Source organism: Mesorhizobium sp. M1322 (assembly GCF_040318085.1).
Classification (GTDB): Bacteria; Pseudomonadota; Alphaproteobacteria; order Rhizobiales; family Rhizobiaceae; genus Mesorhizobium.
Genome location: NZ_JAMYLP010000054.1, coordinates 21303 through 37623, shown reverse-complemented (window position 1 = coordinate 37623; position 16321 = coordinate 21303). Strand labels below are relative to the sequence as shown.

The 16321-nt window shown below is 60.4% G+C and carries 21 protein-coding genes, 1 tRNA gene and 1 pseudogene; 13 read left to right on the top strand and 10 right to left on the bottom strand.

What is annotated here, in order from left to right; genetic code table 11:
• Window positions 1–78 (top strand): annotated as a pseudogene (locus tag NKH12_RS19530) (IS5/IS1182 family transposase); the annotation flags it as partial.
• 47 nt (window positions 79–125) lie between these two features.
• On the opposite strand, the gene NKH12_RS19525 reads toward NKH12_RS19530, so the two are convergent.
• The gene (locus NKH12_RS19525) at window positions 126–698 is read right to left on the bottom strand and encodes a cold-shock protein (protein ID WP_352954631.1); all 573 of its coding nucleotides are present in this window, start codon (window positions 696–698) and stop codon (window positions 126–128) included.
• 240 nt (window positions 699–938) lie between these two features.
• On the opposite strand from NKH12_RS19525, the gene gloA reads away from it, so the two are divergent.
• Both gloA and NKH12_RS19515 read left to right on the top strand, forming a co-directional pair.
• Window positions 939–1379 carry a lactoylglutathione lyase gene (gene gloA / locus NKH12_RS19520; RefSeq protein ID WP_352954630.1) on the top strand — a complete coding sequence of 147 codons (441 nt, stop codon included), beginning with the start codon at window positions 939–941 and terminating at the stop codon, window positions 1377–1379.
• Between the two features lie 131 nt (window positions 1380–1510).
• Complete coding sequence (locus NKH12_RS19515; RefSeq protein WP_352954629.1) at window positions 1511–1804, top strand: DUF2218 domain-containing protein; 294 nt, start codon at window positions 1511–1513, stop codon at window positions 1802–1804.
• A gap of 10 nt (window positions 1805–1814) precedes the next feature.
• On the opposite strand, the gene NKH12_RS19510 is transcribed toward NKH12_RS19515, so the two are convergent.
• On the bottom strand, window positions 1815–2369 hold the full coding sequence (locus NKH12_RS19510; protein ID WP_352954628.1) for a DUF1697 domain-containing protein: 555 nt from the start codon (window positions 2367–2369) through the stop codon (window positions 1815–1817).
• A 10-nt stretch (window positions 2370–2379) separates the two neighbouring features.
• Window positions 2380–3636, bottom strand: a complete 1257-nt coding sequence (gene ilvA, locus NKH12_RS19505; protein ID WP_352954627.1) for a threonine ammonia-lyase IlvA — start codon at window positions 3634–3636, stop codon at window positions 2380–2382.
• A gap of 342 nt (window positions 3637–3978) precedes the next feature.
• On the opposite strand from ilvA, the gene NKH12_RS19500 reads away from it, so the two are divergent.
• Window positions 3979–5046 (top strand): alpha/beta hydrolase, encoded by a 1068-nt coding sequence (locus NKH12_RS19500; RefSeq protein WP_352954626.1) that lies wholly within the window; start codon window positions 3979–3981, stop codon window positions 5044–5046.
• Window positions 5047–5199: 153 nt separating this feature from the next.
• Window positions 5200–6366 (top strand): alpha/beta hydrolase, encoded by a 1167-nt coding sequence (locus NKH12_RS19495; protein ID WP_352954625.1) that lies wholly within the window; start codon window positions 5200–5202, stop codon window positions 6364–6366.
• Between the two features lie 27 nt (window positions 6367–6393).
• Here NKH12_RS19495 and ade read toward each other — a convergent pair whose 3' ends face one another.
• The 3 genes from ade to NKH12_RS19480 all read right to left on the bottom strand — a co-directional run bounded on the left by ade (window position 6394) and on the right by NKH12_RS19480 (window position 9153).
• The gene (gene ade / locus NKH12_RS19490) at window positions 6394–8199 is read right to left on the bottom strand and encodes an adenine deaminase (RefSeq protein ID WP_352954624.1); all 1806 of its coding nucleotides are present in this window, start codon (window positions 8197–8199) and stop codon (window positions 6394–6396) included.
• Window positions 8200–8351: 152 nt separating this feature from the next.
• Complete coding sequence (locus NKH12_RS19485) at window positions 8352–8681, bottom strand: hypothetical protein (protein ID WP_352954623.1); 330 nt, start codon at window positions 8679–8681, stop codon at window positions 8352–8354.
• 190 nt (window positions 8682–8871) lie between these two features.
• Complete coding sequence (locus tag NKH12_RS19480; RefSeq protein WP_352954622.1) at window positions 8872–9153, bottom strand: hypothetical protein; 282 nt, start codon at window positions 9151–9153, stop codon at window positions 8872–8874.
• Between the two features lie 134 nt (window positions 9154–9287).
• Here NKH12_RS19480 and NKH12_RS19475 point away from each other — a divergent pair.
• A tRNA-Leu gene (locus tag NKH12_RS19475) sits at window positions 9288–9373 on the top strand.
• Between the two features lie 108 nt (window positions 9374–9481).
• Complete coding sequence (locus NKH12_RS19470; RefSeq protein WP_352954621.1) at window positions 9482–9859, top strand: hypothetical protein; 378 nt, start codon at window positions 9482–9484, stop codon at window positions 9857–9859.
• A 153-nt stretch (window positions 9860–10012) separates the two neighbouring features.
• Here the strand turns inward: NKH12_RS19470 and NKH12_RS19465 are convergent, their stop codons facing one another.
• Both NKH12_RS19465 and NKH12_RS19460 read right to left on the bottom strand, forming a co-directional pair.
• On the bottom strand, window positions 10013–10324 hold the full coding sequence (locus tag NKH12_RS19465; RefSeq protein ID WP_352954620.1) for a hypothetical protein: 312 nt from the start codon (window positions 10322–10324) through the stop codon (window positions 10013–10015).
• Window positions 10325–10680: 356 nt separating this feature from the next.
• Window positions 10681–10998 (bottom strand): hypothetical protein, encoded by a 318-nt coding sequence (locus NKH12_RS19460; RefSeq protein ID WP_352954619.1) that lies wholly within the window; start codon window positions 10996–10998, stop codon window positions 10681–10683.
• Window positions 10999–11071: 73 nt separating this feature from the next.
• On the opposite strand from NKH12_RS19460, the gene NKH12_RS19455 reads away from it, so the two are divergent.
• Both NKH12_RS19455 and NKH12_RS19450 read left to right on the top strand, forming a co-directional pair.
• Window positions 11072–11305: a helix-turn-helix transcriptional regulator gene (locus NKH12_RS19455; protein ID WP_352954618.1), complete on the top strand. Its 234-nt coding sequence runs from the start codon at window positions 11072–11074 to the stop codon at window positions 11303–11305.
• Window positions 11306–12130: 825 nt separating this feature from the next.
• Window positions 12131–12601 (top strand): cupin domain-containing protein, encoded by a 471-nt coding sequence (locus NKH12_RS19450; protein ID WP_352954617.1) that lies wholly within the window; start codon window positions 12131–12133, stop codon window positions 12599–12601.
• A gap of 212 nt (window positions 12602–12813) precedes the next feature.
• Here NKH12_RS19450 and NKH12_RS19445 read toward each other — a convergent pair whose 3' ends face one another.
• Complete coding sequence (locus tag NKH12_RS19445) at window positions 12814–13041, bottom strand: hypothetical protein (protein ID WP_352954616.1); 228 nt, start codon at window positions 13039–13041, stop codon at window positions 12814–12816.
• 3 nt (window positions 13042–13044) lie between these two features.
• On the opposite strand from NKH12_RS19445, the gene NKH12_RS19440 reads away from it, so the two are divergent.
• From NKH12_RS19440 to NKH12_RS19425, 4 genes are all read left to right on the top strand, one after another.
• Entirely contained in the window at window positions 13045–13248 is a 204-nt protein-coding gene (locus NKH12_RS19440) for a hypothetical protein (protein WP_352954615.1), read from the top strand.
• A 1414-nt stretch (window positions 13249–14662) separates the two neighbouring features.
• Window positions 14663–14869, top strand: coding sequence for a hypothetical protein (locus NKH12_RS19435; protein ID WP_352954614.1), 207 nt, complete (start codon window positions 14663–14665; stop codon window positions 14867–14869).
• Between the two features lie 3 nt (window positions 14870–14872).
• Window positions 14873–15064: a hypothetical protein gene (locus tag NKH12_RS19430; protein WP_352954613.1), complete on the top strand. Its 192-nt coding sequence runs from the start codon at window positions 14873–14875 to the stop codon at window positions 15062–15064.
• A gap of 71 nt (window positions 15065–15135) precedes the next feature.
• Window positions 15136–15345, top strand: coding sequence for a hypothetical protein (locus tag NKH12_RS19425; protein WP_352954612.1), 210 nt, complete (start codon window positions 15136–15138; stop codon window positions 15343–15345).
• Between the two features lie 361 nt (window positions 15346–15706).
• Here the strand turns inward: NKH12_RS19425 and NKH12_RS19420 are convergent, their stop codons facing one another.
• On the bottom strand, window positions 15707–16285 hold the full coding sequence (locus NKH12_RS19420; RefSeq protein WP_352954611.1) for an NUDIX domain-containing protein: 579 nt from the start codon (window positions 16283–16285) through the stop codon (window positions 15707–15709).
• Between the last annotated feature and the right edge of the window lie 36 nt (window positions 16286–16321).

The window sequence follows — 16321 nt, the reverse complement described above, 5'->3', positions numbered from 1 at the left end:
GCAACCCGCTTCGAGAAAACCGCCCGCAATTACCGCGCCGTTGTCACTCTCGCGGCTATTGTCCTATGGTTGCGGTAACTGTCCACACGGCCTAGGGTCCCATCCCGATTCGACCGGGATGGAGCCTAATGCGAGACCGGCAAGGTACCCATATCCGGGTGAACTTCGGCAGCCATAAGGCCTTTGTCGCCGCGCCCGAAGCGGACCAGCACGACCTGCCCCGGCCTGAGCTCGGTGATGCCGTAACGGCGCAGCGTCTCCATATGGACGAAAATGTCTTCGGTGCCCTCGCCCCGGGTCAGAAAACCGAACCCCTTGGTGCGGTTGAACCATTTCACCAGCGCCCGCTCGAGACCGCTTTCCGGCGTCACCGACACGTGGGTGCGCTGCTCCTGCATCTCCGCCGGATGGGTCGCCGTGGTGAGATCCATCGAGAGCACACGGAATGCCTGCAATCCGCGCTCGCCTTGCTTGACGAGGCAGACGACGCGCGCGCCTTCCAGGGCGGTCTGGAAACCATCCTTTCGAAGACACGTCACGTGGAGGAGAATATCGCCGGAAGCGCCGTCATCGGGAAGAATGAAACCGTAACCCTTGGCCACGTCGAACCATTTGATGGCACCCGCAACCTCGACGAGATCGGCCGCATCGCCGCTCTCGTCCCTTCGCAAGGCGTTACCGGTTCCGTCCCGCCCCATGAAAGAGGCCTTTTCCCCCATAAGAACGCCCCCCTTTTTCCAAGAATACCGCAACTGATTCTTGACGTTAGATTAACACTGCCGCTTCCGGTGTGTGCAAGACCTGCCGTGCCTTTTTTCACGGTTCATTGCAGGAATACCGGATTCGTTGTTTGCCGACACGACCGACTATCGGGAATTGCCCTTTGGCCGGGTGGCCCCTATGTTCCGCCGCCAACGCAACATTTCGAGGAAAATCACATGCGCTACCTGCACACCATGGTTCGTGTCGCCGACATCGATGCATCGCTTGATTTCTACTGCAACAAGCTCGGCCTCAAGGAAGTGCGCCGCCATGAAAACGAACAGGGGCGCTACACGCTGATCTTCCTCGCCGCGCCTGAGGACGAGCAAAGCGGCATCGCCGACAAGGCGCCGCTGATCGAGCTCACCTACAATTGGGATCCGGAAGACTACAAGGGCGGCCGCAATTTCGGCCACCTCGCCTACGAGGTCGACGACATCTACGCCACCTGCCAGCGGCTGATGGACAAGGGCGTCACGATCAACCGGCCGCCGCGCGACGGCAACATGGCCTTCGTCAGATCGCCGGACGGCATATCGATCGAGCTTTTGCAGAAAGGCCCGGCCAAGGCCAAGGCCGAGCCCTGGGCGTCGATGGCGAACACCGGAAGCTGGTAATCATCACAAGATCGAGAGCGGGTACGACCAAGCCGGACAATTTGTGGCGTTTCTCGAGATCGCGTCTATCTGTGCGGCGATCGCGCCTGCTTCCGAAATTGGCGCATCTTGCCTCAGGAGAAAATCCATTCATGCCTACCAGCCATGTCGATGTCGTCACCGAACATGCGAGCCGCTATCTGCAGCAGCTCTGCAAGCACTGGGCGCACAAGTTTCCCGTCGAGTTCGATCCGAACCACGGCACCATCGATCTCTCAATTGGCCGCACGGTTCTGGATGCCGACCCGGCAGCGCTGCATATCGCGGTAACCGCTGACGAAGCCGGCTCGCTGGAGCGCCTGGAAACGGTCGTCGCCGACCACATCAAACGCTTCGCTTTCCGGGAAGAGCTGACGTTCGACTGGAAAAGGGCTTCGGCAGCGTAGGCGACCACGCTCAGCCGCCTCGGCCGGCCAACTCCAGCAGCATCTGCACCGTGCGCCAGTTGCGCGCGGTGCCGGGCACCTTCAGCGTGCGCGGGATGAGATTGGCAAACACCGATTTGCCGAGGCCTTCCGGTGCATGCAGGTAAAGCACGTCGCCCCTAATCTCGAACCGCTCGGGACCTGTGCATTTTTCGGCCAGCCGCGCGACCTCGTCGGCGGTCGGCGCGCGCTCCAGCGCATAGGCGTGGAGCTTCGTCGGCTCCACGGCAACTTCCGGATAGGGATTGTCCGCCACCAGCCGCTCGAACCAGCCGAGATCGCGCACCATGATGCGCGAGTGAAATCCCCATTTCTTCTCGAAGGCCGCTTCCAGCTGTTTGGTCAGCGTGGCCGCATCGCCCTTTGCCGAACGGAACACGACATTGCCGCTCTGCACATAGGTGGCGACGTCGCCAAAGCCGAGTTCCTCGAAGAACGACCGAAGTTCGGCCATCTTGACGATGCGGTTGCCGCCGACATTGATGCCGGAAAACAATGCAACGAAGATTTTCTTCTCTTCACTCATACTCGGGCGCTCATATGATGAACCCGGCGAGCGTCTCGTTGTCGGTGATGTCCTGATACTGGACGCCCTCGGCTTCGAAATTCGCGTTGAGCAGATCGAAATTGCGGCGGTCCTTGGTTTCGATGCCGATCAGCACCGAACCGAAATTGCGCGCCGATTTCTTCAGATATTCGAAGCGGGCAATGTCGTCGTCAGGCCCCAGCAATTCGAGGAAATCGCGCAGCGCGCCCGGCCGCTGCGGAAAGCGGATGATGAAGTACTTCTTCAGCCCCTCGAAGCGCAGCGCCCTTTCCTTCACATCCGGCAGCCGCTCGAAATCGAAATTGCCGCCCGAAACCACCGCGACGATGGTCTTGCCCCTGATTTCCTTCTTCGAAAAATCCTTGAGGGCGTCGATCGCCAGTGCGCCGGCTGGCTCCAGCACCACGCCTTCGACATTCAGCATCTCGATCATGGTCGCGCAGAGCCGGTTTTCCGGGATCAGCCGCACGGACTCAGTGGCAAACGCCCTGAGATGCCGCAACGGCTCGCGGCCGATCTCGGCCACCGCCGCGCCGTCGACGAAATTGTCGACCTTGGCAAGCTTGATGCGCTTGCCGGTGGCGAGGCTCTCGCTCAGGCTTGGCGCGCCGGCCGGCTCGCAGAAGACGAAGCGCGTGTCGCGGCGCTGGTCGGCGAAATAATGTGTCACACCCGCAGCCAGACCGCCGCCGCCGACCGGCAGCATGATGATGTCGGGCGTGCGGGCGCCAGGCATCTGGCCTGATATCTCGTAGGCGACGGTCGCCTGCCCCTCGATGATGTCCTTGTGGTCGAACGGCGGCACCATGTGCGCGCCGGCACTTTCGGTGAATTCGAAGGCGGCGCGGTAGCAGTCGTCAAAAAAGTCGCCGACCAGCCTGATCTCGACGAACTCGCCACCGAACAGCCGCGTCTTGTCGATCTTCTGCTGCGGCGTCGTCACCGGCATGAACACCACACCTCGTCTGCCGAAATGACGACAGACAAAGGCAAAGCCCTGCGCATGGTTGCCGGCGGAAGCGCAGACGAACAGCTCGGCATCGTTGCCGGCGTCGAGCGCCTTGCGGAAGAAATTGAAGGCGCCCCTGATCTTGTAGGAGCGCACCGGCGACAGGTCCTCGCGTTTCAGCAGCACGCGCGCGCCGGTCTTCTTCGACAGATAGTCGTTTTCCTGCAGCGGCGTCTCCGGGAAAATCTGGCGGATCGCGGCGGCAGCGGCAGCGACACGGGAGGAGAAACTGGTCATGGCAAGATCACCCCGGATCGCATGTCGTGTGTGGGCAACGCAGCATGCACTTGGTTTGCCGCGACGCGATGGTCACAAACCTAGCACACGGCGCGTGCGTTTGATCAGGGCATCGCTTCAGATAAAAGTAGCCTCCAACTCATGTTGGAATGACCAATTCTCGATGTCGGCGCCGCCCTCATCCGCCTGCCGCCGTTTTGGCTTTCGCGCAACAGTGCGATGGCCGTCGCGAGGCGCTGAGCGCATTTCGGCGGGATATGACTTACTTCTGCCGCACTTCGGCTGTCCGGGAGGGTTCGCGGAGGTTGGATTAAGCCTTTCGGCCGGAGTGGAATTCTAGAGTTGAAGAAGATTTGTATCCTTGCCCTTGCCTTGCTTGTTGCCGGTTGCGGCGGCCGGCAAACCGAGGAACTGCTCGGCAGCGCCATGGTGTCAGCGCCGGTGACGGAAATCGCCGGCAACCACAGCATCTTTATTGCCACGACGCGCAAGCGCTCCGACGATCCCAGCAAGGTTTTCGACCGTGAGCGCTCGGCCACGCTGAACTATGCCCGCGCCAACGTCACCGTGCCGGGGACCCACGAAACCGGTCGGATCGAGCGGCGTTCGCGCGGCAAGTCGAATGACCCGGCCAAATACTTCATGGCCTCCGACGTCGTCGGCTACGACACCGCGCCGAAATTCTCCAGCGCGCTCAGCACCGACATCGCCGCGCGCGGCGGTCGCGTCATGGTCTTCGTCCATGGCTACAACACCGGTTTCGACGCCGCCGTCTACCGCGTCACCCAGATCGCCCATGATTCCGGCTACCCGGGCACGCCGGTGCTGTTTTCCTGGGCGTCGGGCGCCAAGACCAGGGACTATGTCTACGACCGGGAAAGCGCCAGTGCTGCCCGTGACCAGCTGGAAGTGACGCTGAGGATGCTCGCGCAGACCGGCGCGCGACGCATCGACATCGTCGCGCACTCGCTGGGAACCTGGGTCACCATGGAAGCGCTGCGCCAGCTCGCCATCAACGGGGACCGCGATCTCGGCGGCAAGCTCGGCGACGTCGTGCTGGCCTCGCCCGACATTGATGTCGACGTGTTCAAGAGCCAGATGCGCCGCTACGGCAAGCCGAACAAACCCTTCATCCTGCTTTTGTCCGACGACGACCGGGCGCTGCGGCTCTCCGGCCTGATCGCCGGCTCGCGGCCGCGCGTCGGCGACTACAAGGACGCCGCCGACCTCGCCGACTATGGCGTGAGCGTCGTCGATCTCTCCAGCGTTAAGGGATCGGATCGCTTCAACCACACCAAATTCGCCGACAACCCCGAGCTGGTGAAGATGATCGGCCAGCGGCTGCGCGAGGATGACGGATTTGCCAGCGACCGCGAGGTGACCGACCGCATCAGCCTGCTCGGGCAGTGAGGTGCGTTCGACGCCCTGTTCGGCCGGCTTTCGTCGTGCATGTTCACGGTTGCGGCATCATCGGATCACTTTCAACTGGACCGGGCCGGCCCCTGGCTTTATCGAAATAGCGAGCGACGTCACCAGCTTGACGTCCCCCTTGCGGGAGCCTGCGTGACCGTGCGTTCGAAGATTTTTCTCGTCGTAGCGTTTGCGCTCGCCGTTACCGGTTGCGCCGGCCGGAAGACACACGACCTTCTCAACACGACGGCTGTCACGGTGCCTGCCTCCGACATCGCGGCCACGCATGAGATATTCGTCGCCACCACCCGCAAGAAAGCCACGAAAGATCCGCGGCAGGTGTTCGACGGTGACCGTTCACCGACCACCAGTTTTGCCAGTGTCGAGGTCACCGTTCCGAAGGTCCATCAGGTCGGCGCCATCGAGCGGGTCAGGGGCGCCGTTAACAGCAATCCGGCGAAGGACTTCACGGCAACCGAGGTCGAATTCTACGAAGGCGCCCCGCAATTCGCCAAGGCGGTCGGCGCCGACATCGCGATGCGCGGCGACCGCGCCCTGGTTTTCGTGCACGGCTTCAACAACGGTTTCGACGACGGCATCTTCCGGCTGACGCAGATCGCGCACGACACGAAATATCCCGGCACGCCGGTGCTGTTCTCATGGGCGTCGAGCGGCAAGACCACGGGCTATATCTACGACAAGGAAAGTGCCAACGCTGCGCGCGACGATCTCGAAGAGACGCTGCGCATGCTGGCCAAGACGAAGGCCAAGAGCATCGACATCATCGCCCATTCGATGGGCACCTGGGTGACGATGGAAGCGCTGCGCCAGCTTGCGATCACCGGCGACCGCGATCTCAGTGACAAGCTCGGCTATGTCATCCTGGCCTCGCCCGACATCGATGTCGATGTGTTCAAGAAGCAGATGATCCGCTATGGCAAGCCCGACAAGCCTTTCGCCATCCTGCTTTCGGGCGACGATCGCGCCCTCAGGTTGTCCTCCCTGATCTCCGGCGACAAGCCGCGCGTCGGCGACTACGGCGACGCGGCCGACCTCGCCAGCTACGGCGTTTCGGTGGTCGACCTGAGCAAGACCAAAGGCGGCGACCGTCTGAACCACGCCAAGTTCGCCGATAACCCGTTCCTGGTGCAGTTGCTCGGCGACCGGCTGCGCGCCCCGGCCGGCCTGGCATCAGACGAGGTCAATCCTGCGCAGCCGATCGACAATCTCGGCCAAGGCATCGGCAAGGCCGTCGGCTCCGTCGCCGAGATCGTCATCACTACGCCGTTCAGGGTGCTGACCATCGCCACCGGCGGATGAGCAATTTGGGCTCGCCCTTGGTCGTCGTCAGACGAACAAGTCGACTTTCTGAAACGTCGTCACGTCGATCAGGCCGACATCAGAAATCCTCAGTTCGGGGATGACGACCAGCGCCAGCAGCGAGTGCTGCATGTAGGCGTTGTTCAGTGAACAGCCCATCTGGCGCATCGCCTCGGTCAGCTTGTCGGCCTTGGCCGCGACGATTTCGGCGCGCTCGTCCGACATCAGCCCGGCGATCGGCATTTCGACCAGCGCCAGTTCCTTGCCCTTGGAGAACAGCACGACGCCGCCGCCAATCTCGCCCAGCCGGTTGACCGCCAATGCCATGTCCTGTTTGCTGGTGCCGACGACGATGATGTGGTGCGCATCATGCGCCACGCTGGAGGCCATGGCGCAGTCGGCCATATAGCCGAAGCCGGAAACGAAGGCATTGGTGACGCCGCCCGTGCCCAGGTGGCGCTCGACCAGCGCGATCTGGCACACGTCGTTGCGGCGGTCCATGACGACCAGTCCGTCCTCTACCGGAAGATCGGCCTCGAGCGCGCGCGTCGGCGCTTGGTTCTCGATCACGCCGATGATCCGCACCCGAACCTCGTTGGCGCCGATGGGCGCCATGATGTCGAAATCCCCTGCTTTGAGCTTCTTCCCGAGCTTGACGGTGTTCTTCGCCGTCTTTGGATAGTCATAGGCCGGAATGTCGATGTCGAGCTTGCCGCCCTTGGCCAGCCTGACGCCGCGGCCATAGACCTCATCGATGGTCATTGCAGCCAGATCGGAGACGATAAGCAGATCGGCAAGCCGCCCCGGCGCGATCGAACCAAACTCCCGCTCCAGCCTGAAATGCTGGGCGGTGTTGAGCGTCGCCATCTGGATCGCCGTCACCGGCTTCAGCCCCTTGCTGATGGCGTGCCTGACCACCCGGTCCATATGGCCTTCATGGACAAGTGTGCCGGAATGGCTGTCGTCGGTGCACAGGATGAAATTGCGCGGGTCGAGCCCGCTCTCCGTCACCGCCTTGATCTGCGAGGCGACGTCGTACCAGGCCGAGCCCAGCCTGAGCATCGCCTTCATGCCCTGGCGCACGCGGGCGATGGCGTCCTCGGCGCGCGTGCCTTCGTGGTCGTCCTCGGGTCCGCCGGCGACATAGCCGTGGAACGGCAGGCCGAGGTCGCGCGAGGCATAATGGCCGCCGACGGTCTTGCCCGCCCTCACCGTCGCGGCGATCTCGCCCGCCATCATCGGATCGTTACCCGCCACACCGGGAAAGTTCATAACCTCGCCAAGCCCGATGATGTTTTCCCACGCCATCGCCTCGGCGACATCGGCGACCGTCAGCTCGGCGCCGGCATGCTCCAGCCCCGGCGCCGAAGGCACGCAGGACGGCATCTGCACTAACACGTTGATCGGCATGGCGACGGCCTCGTCATGCATCAGCCGCACACCCGGCAAGCCGAGCACATTGGCGATCTCGTGCGGATCGATGAACATCGAGGTGGTGCCATGCGGAATGACCGCGCGGCAGAACTCCGTCACCGTCACCATGCCGCTCTCGACATGCATATGCGCGTCGCAGAGGCCCGGCACCAGATAGCGCCCGCCGGCGTCGACCACCTTGGTGCCCTGCCCTATGGCGTGGCCGGCATTCGGCCCGCAATAGGCGAAGCGGCCGCCGGCAATGGCAATGTCGGTGCCGGCGATGATCTCGCCGGAGTGAACGTTGACCCAGCGCCCGTTGCGGATGACGAGATCGGCGGGCCTCCTGCCCATCGCGACGTCGACCAGATGCGTCGCCGCCTCAGCCCAGGGTTTTGGTTTCGTTGCGGTCTTCGCCATGAAGAGACTCCTGTTTTCCCGACTGTGCCAAGCCGATGGCGTTTTGACCAGCAGGATCAGCGGATGCTCGATCGCTCCTCGGCCTTCACGGCGACCGCGATTTCGAGTCTCGTCGCGAGCTCGTGATTCCTTGCTTTGTGACGGCATCTATGCTATTGATTTCGACATGGTGCTGATTTGCGCCAATGACCCGCCGCCGAGGCGGGTTTTTTTGTTTCGGCGGCGTCCACGGCAAGTGCCCAACCGGAATACGATTCCGTTTGCGGGAAATCAGATCGCCCCTCGTTGGCGGATCTTTCTGGATGCTGGGACGCCACCGTCAAGTATCCTGCCGCTGTTCCCTGTCGCGGCAGTTGAGAAGCCTCTTCGATCGGCATGTCGATCAAGGGAACGCCGACCTCGACAACCGGCAGCCCCGTGAACACATCGATGACGTCCCAGGTACCTTCAGGTGTCTTCTCGATGTCGTAGCGTTGGGTCATGGGGTGTGGGGGGAGAGGATTTAGTGGATTTTACCCGGTCATCGTTCGTTTGGGCTCCGGGGATGCGGAAACGGTTCCCGCCCGGCCTGATCAAGCGCCTCAAGCAACGAGGCAAGGGGGTTGGGCAGCCGGGGGTCGACGCCAAGACCTAGCACACCGTGTAAATACCGGCGATTGTCTTCAGACCGGATCAACTGCCGTACGGCGTTTGCAACAGACTTTCCTCGTTCTGTCTCAAATTCTGCCATGTTCGGGATTCCAGTAGCTTCAGTCCGAAACTCAGCCGCTGCGAAATGGTTCCGGCGATCTTGATCAAGTTAAAATCAGTGGATTGCCCCTTGCTGGCGAGGGTTGCCGCTGGCTCGATGACGGCAGCCATGCCGTTGATTTGGCCACTTGTGCTGATTTTGCGCCTGACGACCCGCCGCCAAGGCGGGTTTTTGGTCCAGCGTTTTGCGCTATCAATGGACATTGAGGCAAGGTTCAGATTTTAAGCCACATGTCGTTCCTTGCGGCGCAGCGACAAGGCGTGCTTCCAGTGTGAGATTTTTCGATGGCAGAAGATGGCTTGACGGCCTTTGGCTGGCGTCTGAAAAGGACTGGCCTGCGGACGTGGCGGAATTGGTAGACGCAAGGGACTTAAAATCCCTCGATCTCTGATCGTACGGGTTCGATTCCCGTCGTCCGCACCACGTTGAAATTGCTTTGTTATTTTCATTATGTCGTCGCGGAGGCTACCCTTACTAATGAGGCCTGGGTAGCCGCTAGGGTAGCCGGGACCGCAATTGGGAGGACATTTGATGCCAGCCAAGGCTAAGGGCCATCGAGGATCATGGTTCGCCACTGTCGACGGCGAAGATCTCCCGTGCGTCCACAAATATTGGGTGAAAGGTCTCCTTCACCACGACCGCTTTCAGCGGCACGGTTACGCCAACTCTCCGCAAATTTTGGAATTGGCCGAGGCAGTTCGAAAGGGGAAACGCGTGATCTTGACCGGCGATAAACCGATCGTCGATACCGCTGGAAACCTGATTGGCTTCGAACGCAAGGGCTACATCGCGATCTACGCGGTAGACGATGTCACATACAGCCCAGAGGAGGGTCTAAAGTTTCGATTGGTAGAGAGAATTCGAACCTCCAATAACTGCTGGGGTAAAAGAGATAGCCCGCCACCGTGAGGCAGCGGCTGAAACGCCGCTCCCAGCGCCATCATCTCGCATCGTGCTTCTCGCGCTCCGCCTTGAGCTTTCCTTGCGCGAGCAGCAACAGGCCATAAGCAAACGAGCCCGCCACCGAGGCAGCGGGCTCTGTGTGATGCCAAGTTGGGTTAATCAGTGACGCTCTGCCGGTGCTTCGAGAAATTCCATGAAGCTCTCAACCACCTTGTCGATCGGCATTGACCGCGCGTTGCATCCTCGAAGGATGGCGGCAGCGATTTGCAGCATGTCGGTGCGGCTTCCAACAAGCTTTGCCACCACGGCGTTTTCAACAACAACTGTGCCGCCATCATAAGTCGAGCACTGTTTGACATGCAGAGTCAGCCTGAGATTGTCCCCCATGAAGGTGAGCGGGCCGGCGCCAGTGACGAACGTGTCAGAGATGCAAAAGGGTTCGACGGTCGGGGCGGAAGTAAGCGCATTCATGCTGACACCAGCATTTCCTGCGACTTCAGATCGTCAGGCCGCATGACGGTTTCGCCGTAGGTGTCCGGGCAGGGCTCGGCGTCGTGGCTGTCCTCGTCGTCGCAGTCGTCGCATTCGCGATCATCGCACTGGACTCCATAGGCTCCAGGGCCTCGCTCTGGCCAACCTAGCGAATGCTCGTCGTCGGCTGTGTCAAATCGCAGTCCGCTTCCATGCGCGGTCTAGGAGGTCGTTCAGACGCGTTTCGAGCGATTGCCGCCATCTGCTGGCATCCACGCCTGCCGGGATGCCGTAGGGCTTCAGGGTTCCAACGGGCGCGCTCATATTCCCTGTTCCCTCTTCCAGTCCATCTGATTTTACTGACACCGGGTTCTGACAAAATCCCTGATCGTTTGGAAATCGTCGCCTCGGGCGCACATCTCTTTGACAGCGGCGATGATCGCTAGAATTTCTATCCTCAATCGGTGTGCCTCTTCCGGCGGCAGATCCAGCAGCATTGCATCGAGACTGGTTTTCGTCCGCGTAGCTGGGATCGGCGCTGCAGTCACGTCGATGATCGGAAAGGCCGCCGCGGCGGCAGCGGCGGTTGAAGCAGCCGCGAAGCCAAGCAGAAGGCGACGGCGGTTGACATCGGGCATGCCTTTGGCGGCTGCCCGAACAGTGGTGTTCGGCATGGTGGTTGCTCCTAGAGCTAGTTGTTGATACAATTAGAACATAACATCATTGTTCTAATTAGGTCAACACCGCATGGCATCACCCGATCAGCTTCGAGCTGCGCGAGCGCTTCTTGGGCTCTCTCAGCCGGAAGTCGCGGCCGCAGCGAATGTATCGTCGATGACCGTCAAACGTGCCGAAGGTTCGGGGAAGCCCGCCGCCTCTGCCCATGCGATGACAGCGATTGCCCGCGCCCTTGAATCCGCAGGCGTCGAGTTCATCCCGGAGAACGGCGGCGGCGCTGGCGTGAGGCTGCGGAAACGATAAGTTGCGAGTGGCGCGCCGATTTCAAAGTTCCAAAGCGGAACCTTGAACCGCTAGCTGGACCGAACGTCAGAATGACCTAGGCGGCACGTACAGGCAGATCGTAATGTCAGCGTTGCGAGATGGGAATTCACGATGCCGGCCTGCCGTTACTTTTTGGGCATGGCACCAATGAAATCGCATGTCGTGCGACTGACGCACCCTGCCGTCCGCGTAATGCAGCAATTCGCCTGACGGCACCTTGAAGCCCTTGCTTGTTTCGCGAACGGCACCGTCTGCCATCGGCTCGCAATGCTCGTCATGGCAGCACTGTTTTTCGTACCAGTCATCATGTGCCGATGCCAAAGGAGTTCCGAAAGCGCAGGCTACGGCGATGCTAGCGCCAAACCCGAATGCGCCGCCGCACCCCCTCAATGGCCAGATCATGAATTACATTAGGCTTGTCTGATATGATGGCGCAAGCGCAGACTGCGCAGCCGGGAGCGGCGCGTAGGGCCGCCAGCGCGCGTTTCGGTAGGCCGCTGTCCTACGCCGCCTTTCGCCATCGCCTTGGGCCCTGTCCTTCGTGGTCAGGACTGTGCGCCAATACGGCTTGTCGAACACACTGGGACGTCGCAGGTTGTGGGCGGCTGAGCCCCGCCGGTCAGGCCCGGCGCCCTGCTTGGCCTACCCCGCTCGCGAGTGCCCGGCTGCGCTTGGTTCAGCGCCGCTGCTCCGGCTACAAATGGCGCTTGCCTAGACGTGACTCGCGGACCTAATCTGACCGGTTTTGGCGAGCCCACCCCGGCACGGGCCGGAATGGGTAACCCGCCTAGACGGGAGGCTACCATGAAAGTTACATCGCTACTTGCAATCGGCTGGATCGTGTACTGCGGAATCGCCTCCTTTGCTTCGGCAGAGGATGCGCACACTGTGATCACTCCCAACGAAGTTAAGTGGGGCCCGGGCCCCAAAGCGCTCCCTGCCGGAGCAGAGGCGGCAGTCTTGTTCGGCGATCCGACCAAGGAAGGTCCGTTTGCCCTTCGGCTCAAATTGCCGGCTGGGTATGCGATCCCGCCGCACACGCATCCAGGGCTTGAGGTTGACACAGTAATATCGGGGACCGTTAATCTTGGCATGGGCGAGACCGCCGATCGGAGCGCCGCCAAAGCAATTCCTGCGGGCAGCTACTTCGCTTTGCCGCAAGGCATGGCACATTTTGCTTACTTCGACGAGGAGACGGTGCTCCAACTCACGACCAATGGCCCATGGGGCATCAAGTACATCAATCCAGCGGACGATCCTCGAAATACCCAATAACTACGAAAATCGGCCTGCCCCGCCGCGCTCGGCGGTGGGGTAAACGCTACCCCAAAAGTCGGTTTCCAGTCGCGATTGCGCGCCCGCTGCTGGCCTTCGTAGTCAGGAATGCATGTTGAAGAAGCATGGCGTTGGACCGGCTGATGATCAGTCTTCGAAGCAACGGCCGAAAGCCATGACGGGTTTGAGATGGATGGACTGTTTAACGGTTCTCAGCAACCTTCCGTCTTCAGGGATCGCACCATTCGCACCACAATCGGATCGTACGGGATTTTTTCATCGCTGCTGTAATTTATGACAAAGAGCGCGGCACGGTCGTTGCAGACCGCAATGGCGCGGACATATCGGATCTGTTCGTTCTTGATACCCGAGTAGCTGGCCCATCTCGGCGTGACGCGCCTATAGGTCAGTTTCCAGCCCTCCTTTTCATCCTCGACCATGCGGTGCTCGATCTCGGCGCGAAAACTGTGCTCGCCGAGCCTTGCGCCCCACACGGTAAGAAGGGCATCGTTTTCGCCCCGAAATTCCGCGCCCTGATCCGAATGCTGCGTCAGGACAAAGCCAGGGGGAACATCGAATATGAAGCCAAACTGCCTGACGCCGAAAAGCTGCCACGCTTGCGCTTGGAGATGCGTGCAGCAAAATAAAATCGAAACGAGGCTCAACAGAAAACGTGCCATTGGCATTAAATTAGCGTTACGTCATATACTGTCCAGACCGGACAAGATTGGCGACAAAGAAAAAGTAGCAGACGACTTGCCGCTGATTCAGCCTCGTGCGCGAAAGAAGCTGACGGCTTGTCCACCACGCGGGGGGAGGTCGAGCATCGCGCTATGGAAGATACCAACTAGCGAGGGCGTACGCTGCCAAGCCCAACATTGAGAGCACATACAGAACCAGGAGCAAAGGAACCACGGTCGGTTGGCTGTCGAGGGCGGCGTCAGCTTTTTCCAGTTCCTCAAACAGATTGCGATCCCGCCTCGCCTTCGTGACCACCAAATCGTCCGGCCCAATTTTACCGTCGGTCTCTCTCGAAAACCTTTTCGCAATATCGGCTCGGATCACCGGATCCTTTGGCAGGCTGCTCGGAAAGCATTCAGGAGGATTGTCACATCGTTCTTGTCCATGGCGCCAACAATGTTTCTGCCTCACTTATGTTCCACGTTTCTAATGCAAGATGGTGAAAGCAGGGCCGATCGGGTTGTTGCGTCCCGATCTGCAGCGGGCAGCGGGGACATGCCCACTGGTCACAGACAATTTCTAGAAATTGCTAGAGTTCCACCATGACTTAAGGGCGTAAACTCATAAATCGAGCGGCAGCTTCCGACCCTTTGCGGAAACTGGGGGTGCGAGCAGGAGACCGAACTCACATCTCAAAAAGGGAAACCGCTCCCATCAATACCATAGCCGCTGCCGCAGCAAACCAATAAGACGGTCGGAATATCCTGCGGTCTGCTCTCCCTACAAACTCTCTTACGAGCATAACCGATCCGATCAAGCACAATATAATTGCCGCAAGGGCCGAGAGAGTAAACAGATACATACCGGTCTCCACCAAGGTCAGGTACCCAAGTACATGGTGCTGATCTGTCGATGGTTCCAGTCGTGGTCACGGAACGCACTTATCCAATGGCGATGGACAGTACGGTGAGGTGGTTTTGTTCTGAGGCCGAGGCGGCGGCCGCAGGGTGGCGGTGAGCGAGGCGATGAAGCGCGTTTGCTTGGCAACCACTGTCATCCTGGCTTTCGGCATCTCGAGCAGTTGGTCGGCCGACGACCTATCGCCGAAGAAGTCCGTCCGGTTATTCGGCAAGGAACCTCTGTCGTCGTAACATATGTTATACGGGCTATGGCAAGCTCCCTCGGCTCCCGCCACCCTCGTTTCGCATTGTGCTTCTCGCGCTCTGCCTTGAGCGCGACGTCGATCAGACGCGACGATCTCGTCCGGTGGCGAGTTCCCCGGCACAGTCAGATCGCTCCGTCCCGGCGATGCGCCGCGTGCTGTCGGAACAAATGGGATCGACGCCGGTTAACAATCGAAGGGACTGCGAACGAAGCGGTATGATGATGATGATTGATATTTTTAGCTTCGAACTGGCCAATGCCAGGCTGCGCGTAAAACGGGCCGAGCGCTCACTTAGGCGTGCGAAGTTGGCGGACGATGGCTGCGTCGCCGTCAATATCGCGTTGTGCGACCGCATACGGTCCGAGAAAAAACGCGTCATTGAGGCCAGGGAACGCATGACGAAGATCGATCGGAAGGATTGACCCATGATGCTCGCGACCCTCCACCTTGAAGATGCGAGTCACGGCGAGATATACCGGGCCGCAAGGCTCGTGCTGCTGAGGCAGCAAATTTTGAAACACATCAAGCGCACGGACGCGTCGGCTCAAAAGGTCGAACAGGCGCTGGCTAGGTTGGCCGAAGCAAACACGATCGGAGACCAACGCGCGGATCAGTAGGGCCGCGCTCATGCGACACCCGTTTCGCGCGACATCAAGGAACGATATCGCCCGCCATGTGTTACAAACTCATGGACACCATGGAACCCCACGGCCGCGGGACGGCGGCCGAGACTGCCGAGCAACGCATCAAACGGGCCGAGCTCGCGCTCGCACGTACAGAAGAAATGATCGCCGAGAATAACGCGCTGTGCAGCAGGATACGAACGCAACGGCGTCTGGTCGAGGCCAAGGATCGGCTGATGAAGATCGATCCCAACAGCCCAGCCAGCAATATGTGAGTCTTTTGCCTCACCTGAAATCGCCTCGGCTGCATTTCCGCACCAAGCCCTGTACCGTCGGTTTCCGCACTATGGATTTCATGTTTGTGGTGCGGTTTCAGCACTGAAATCCGGCGTTTTCCGCCACCGGACTTTTGTTTTTGGATGCGGCTCTGCAGCGCGAGCGGCCAGTTCTGTCGCCTCGATCGTCTCTATCTTGCGCCAGTCCTCGGTTGGCTCAGTGCCCTCTTGGATCCCCAAGGGTTGACACCTAGAAAGAGACTTAAAAACCCCTCGATCTCTGATCGTACGGGTTCGATTCCCGTCGTCGGCACCAGCACATCGACGGCGCTCCTCGGCGGCATCCGGGTTCCGGCATGGATCAAGCCCGGATCGGGTTCAGCTTCAGATGCTGGATCAGGATGATTGTCTTGGCGTCGACAATACTGCCATCGTAGATGCCGGCCAAAGCCTCATCGAGCGGCATTTCCAGAACCTCGATGTCCTCGCCTTCTTCCGGCGCGCCGCCGCCGTCGGATATGCGGTCGCTCGGCGAATAACGCGCGACGAAGAACCAGAGCCGCTCGGTCACGCTGCCAGGGCTCATGTAGGGGGAAAACAGCCGTTCGACGTCCTTCAGGCGGTAGCCGAGTTCCTCTTCCGCCTCCTTGCGGATGCAGGTTTCGGGATCGTGTTCATCGAGCAGGCCGGCGCAGGCCTCGATCAGCGGCTCGCGGTAGCCGGTGACGTAGGCCGCGTAGCGGAACTGCCGCACGAGCAGAACCGTCGAGCGCTCGGGGTCGTAAGGCAGGATGACCGCCCCGTCGCCGCGATCGTAGGTCTGGCGGATCTGCGTCTCCCATTGCCCGTCGCGCCGGCGATAATCGAGGACGGTCTTTTTCAGGACTGCCCAGTCATCGGAAAGGACTTCTTCCGAACGGATACGAATGCGATCTTCCATGGTGAACTCCGTGCTGCCGGCGGTGAACTCCGTGCT

Coding starts and splice junctions, on each gene's coding strand:
- NKH12_RS19480 (WP_352954622.1), bottom strand. CDS start 9,153: ATGTCCATTGATAGCGCAAAACGCTGGACCAAAAACCCGCCTTGGCGG.
- NKH12_RS19445 (WP_352954616.1), bottom strand. CDS start 13,041: ATGGTCGAGGATGAAAAGGAGGGCTGGAAACTGACCTATAGGCGCGTC.
- NKH12_RS19525 (WP_352954631.1), bottom strand. CDS start 698: ATGGGGCGGGACGGAACCGGTAACGCCTTGCGAAGGGACGAGAGCGGC.
- NKH12_RS19420 (WP_352954611.1), bottom strand. CDS start 16,285: ATGGAAGATCGCATTCGTATCCGTTCGGAAGAAGTCCTTTCCGATGAC.
- ade (WP_352954624.1), bottom strand. CDS start 8,199: ATGGCGAAGACCGCAACGAAACCAAAACCCTGGGCTGAGGCGGCGACG.
- NKH12_RS19425 (WP_352954612.1), top strand. CDS start 15,136: ATGGACACCATGGAACCCCACGGCCGCGGGACGGCGGCCGAGACTGCC.
- NKH12_RS19485 (WP_352954623.1), bottom strand. CDS start 8,681: ATGACCCAACGCTACGACATCGAGAAGACACCTGAAGGTACCTGGGAC.
- ilvA (WP_352954627.1), bottom strand. CDS start 3,636: ATGACCAGTTTCTCCTCCCGTGTCGCTGCCGCTGCCGCCGCGATCCGC.
- NKH12_RS19460 (WP_352954619.1), bottom strand. CDS start 10,998: ATGCCGAACACCACTGTTCGGGCAGCCGCCAAAGGCATGCCCGATGTC.
- NKH12_RS19510 (WP_352954628.1), bottom strand. CDS start 2,369: ATGAGTGAAGAGAAGAAAATCTTCGTTGCATTGTTTTCCGGCATCAAT.
- gloA (WP_352954630.1), top strand. CDS start 939: ATGCGCTACCTGCACACCATGGTTCGTGTCGCCGACATCGATGCATCG.
- NKH12_RS19430 (WP_352954613.1), top strand. CDS start 14,873: ATGATGCTCGCGACCCTCCACCTTGAAGATGCGAGTCACGGCGAGATA.
- NKH12_RS19435 (WP_352954614.1), top strand. CDS start 14,663: ATGATGATGATGATTGATATTTTTAGCTTCGAACTGGCCAATGCCAGG.
- NKH12_RS19470 (WP_352954621.1), top strand. CDS start 9,482: ATGCCAGCCAAGGCTAAGGGCCATCGAGGATCATGGTTCGCCACTGTC.
- NKH12_RS19455 (WP_352954618.1), top strand. CDS start 11,072: ATGGCATCACCCGATCAGCTTCGAGCTGCGCGAGCGCTTCTTGGGCTC.
- NKH12_RS19450 (WP_352954617.1), top strand. CDS start 12,131: ATGAAAGTTACATCGCTACTTGCAATCGGCTGGATCGTGTACTGCGGA.
- NKH12_RS19465 (WP_352954620.1), bottom strand. CDS start 10,324: ATGAATGCGCTTACTTCCGCCCCGACCGTCGAACCCTTTTGCATCTCT.
- NKH12_RS19515 (WP_352954629.1), top strand. CDS start 1,511: ATGCCTACCAGCCATGTCGATGTCGTCACCGAACATGCGAGCCGCTAT.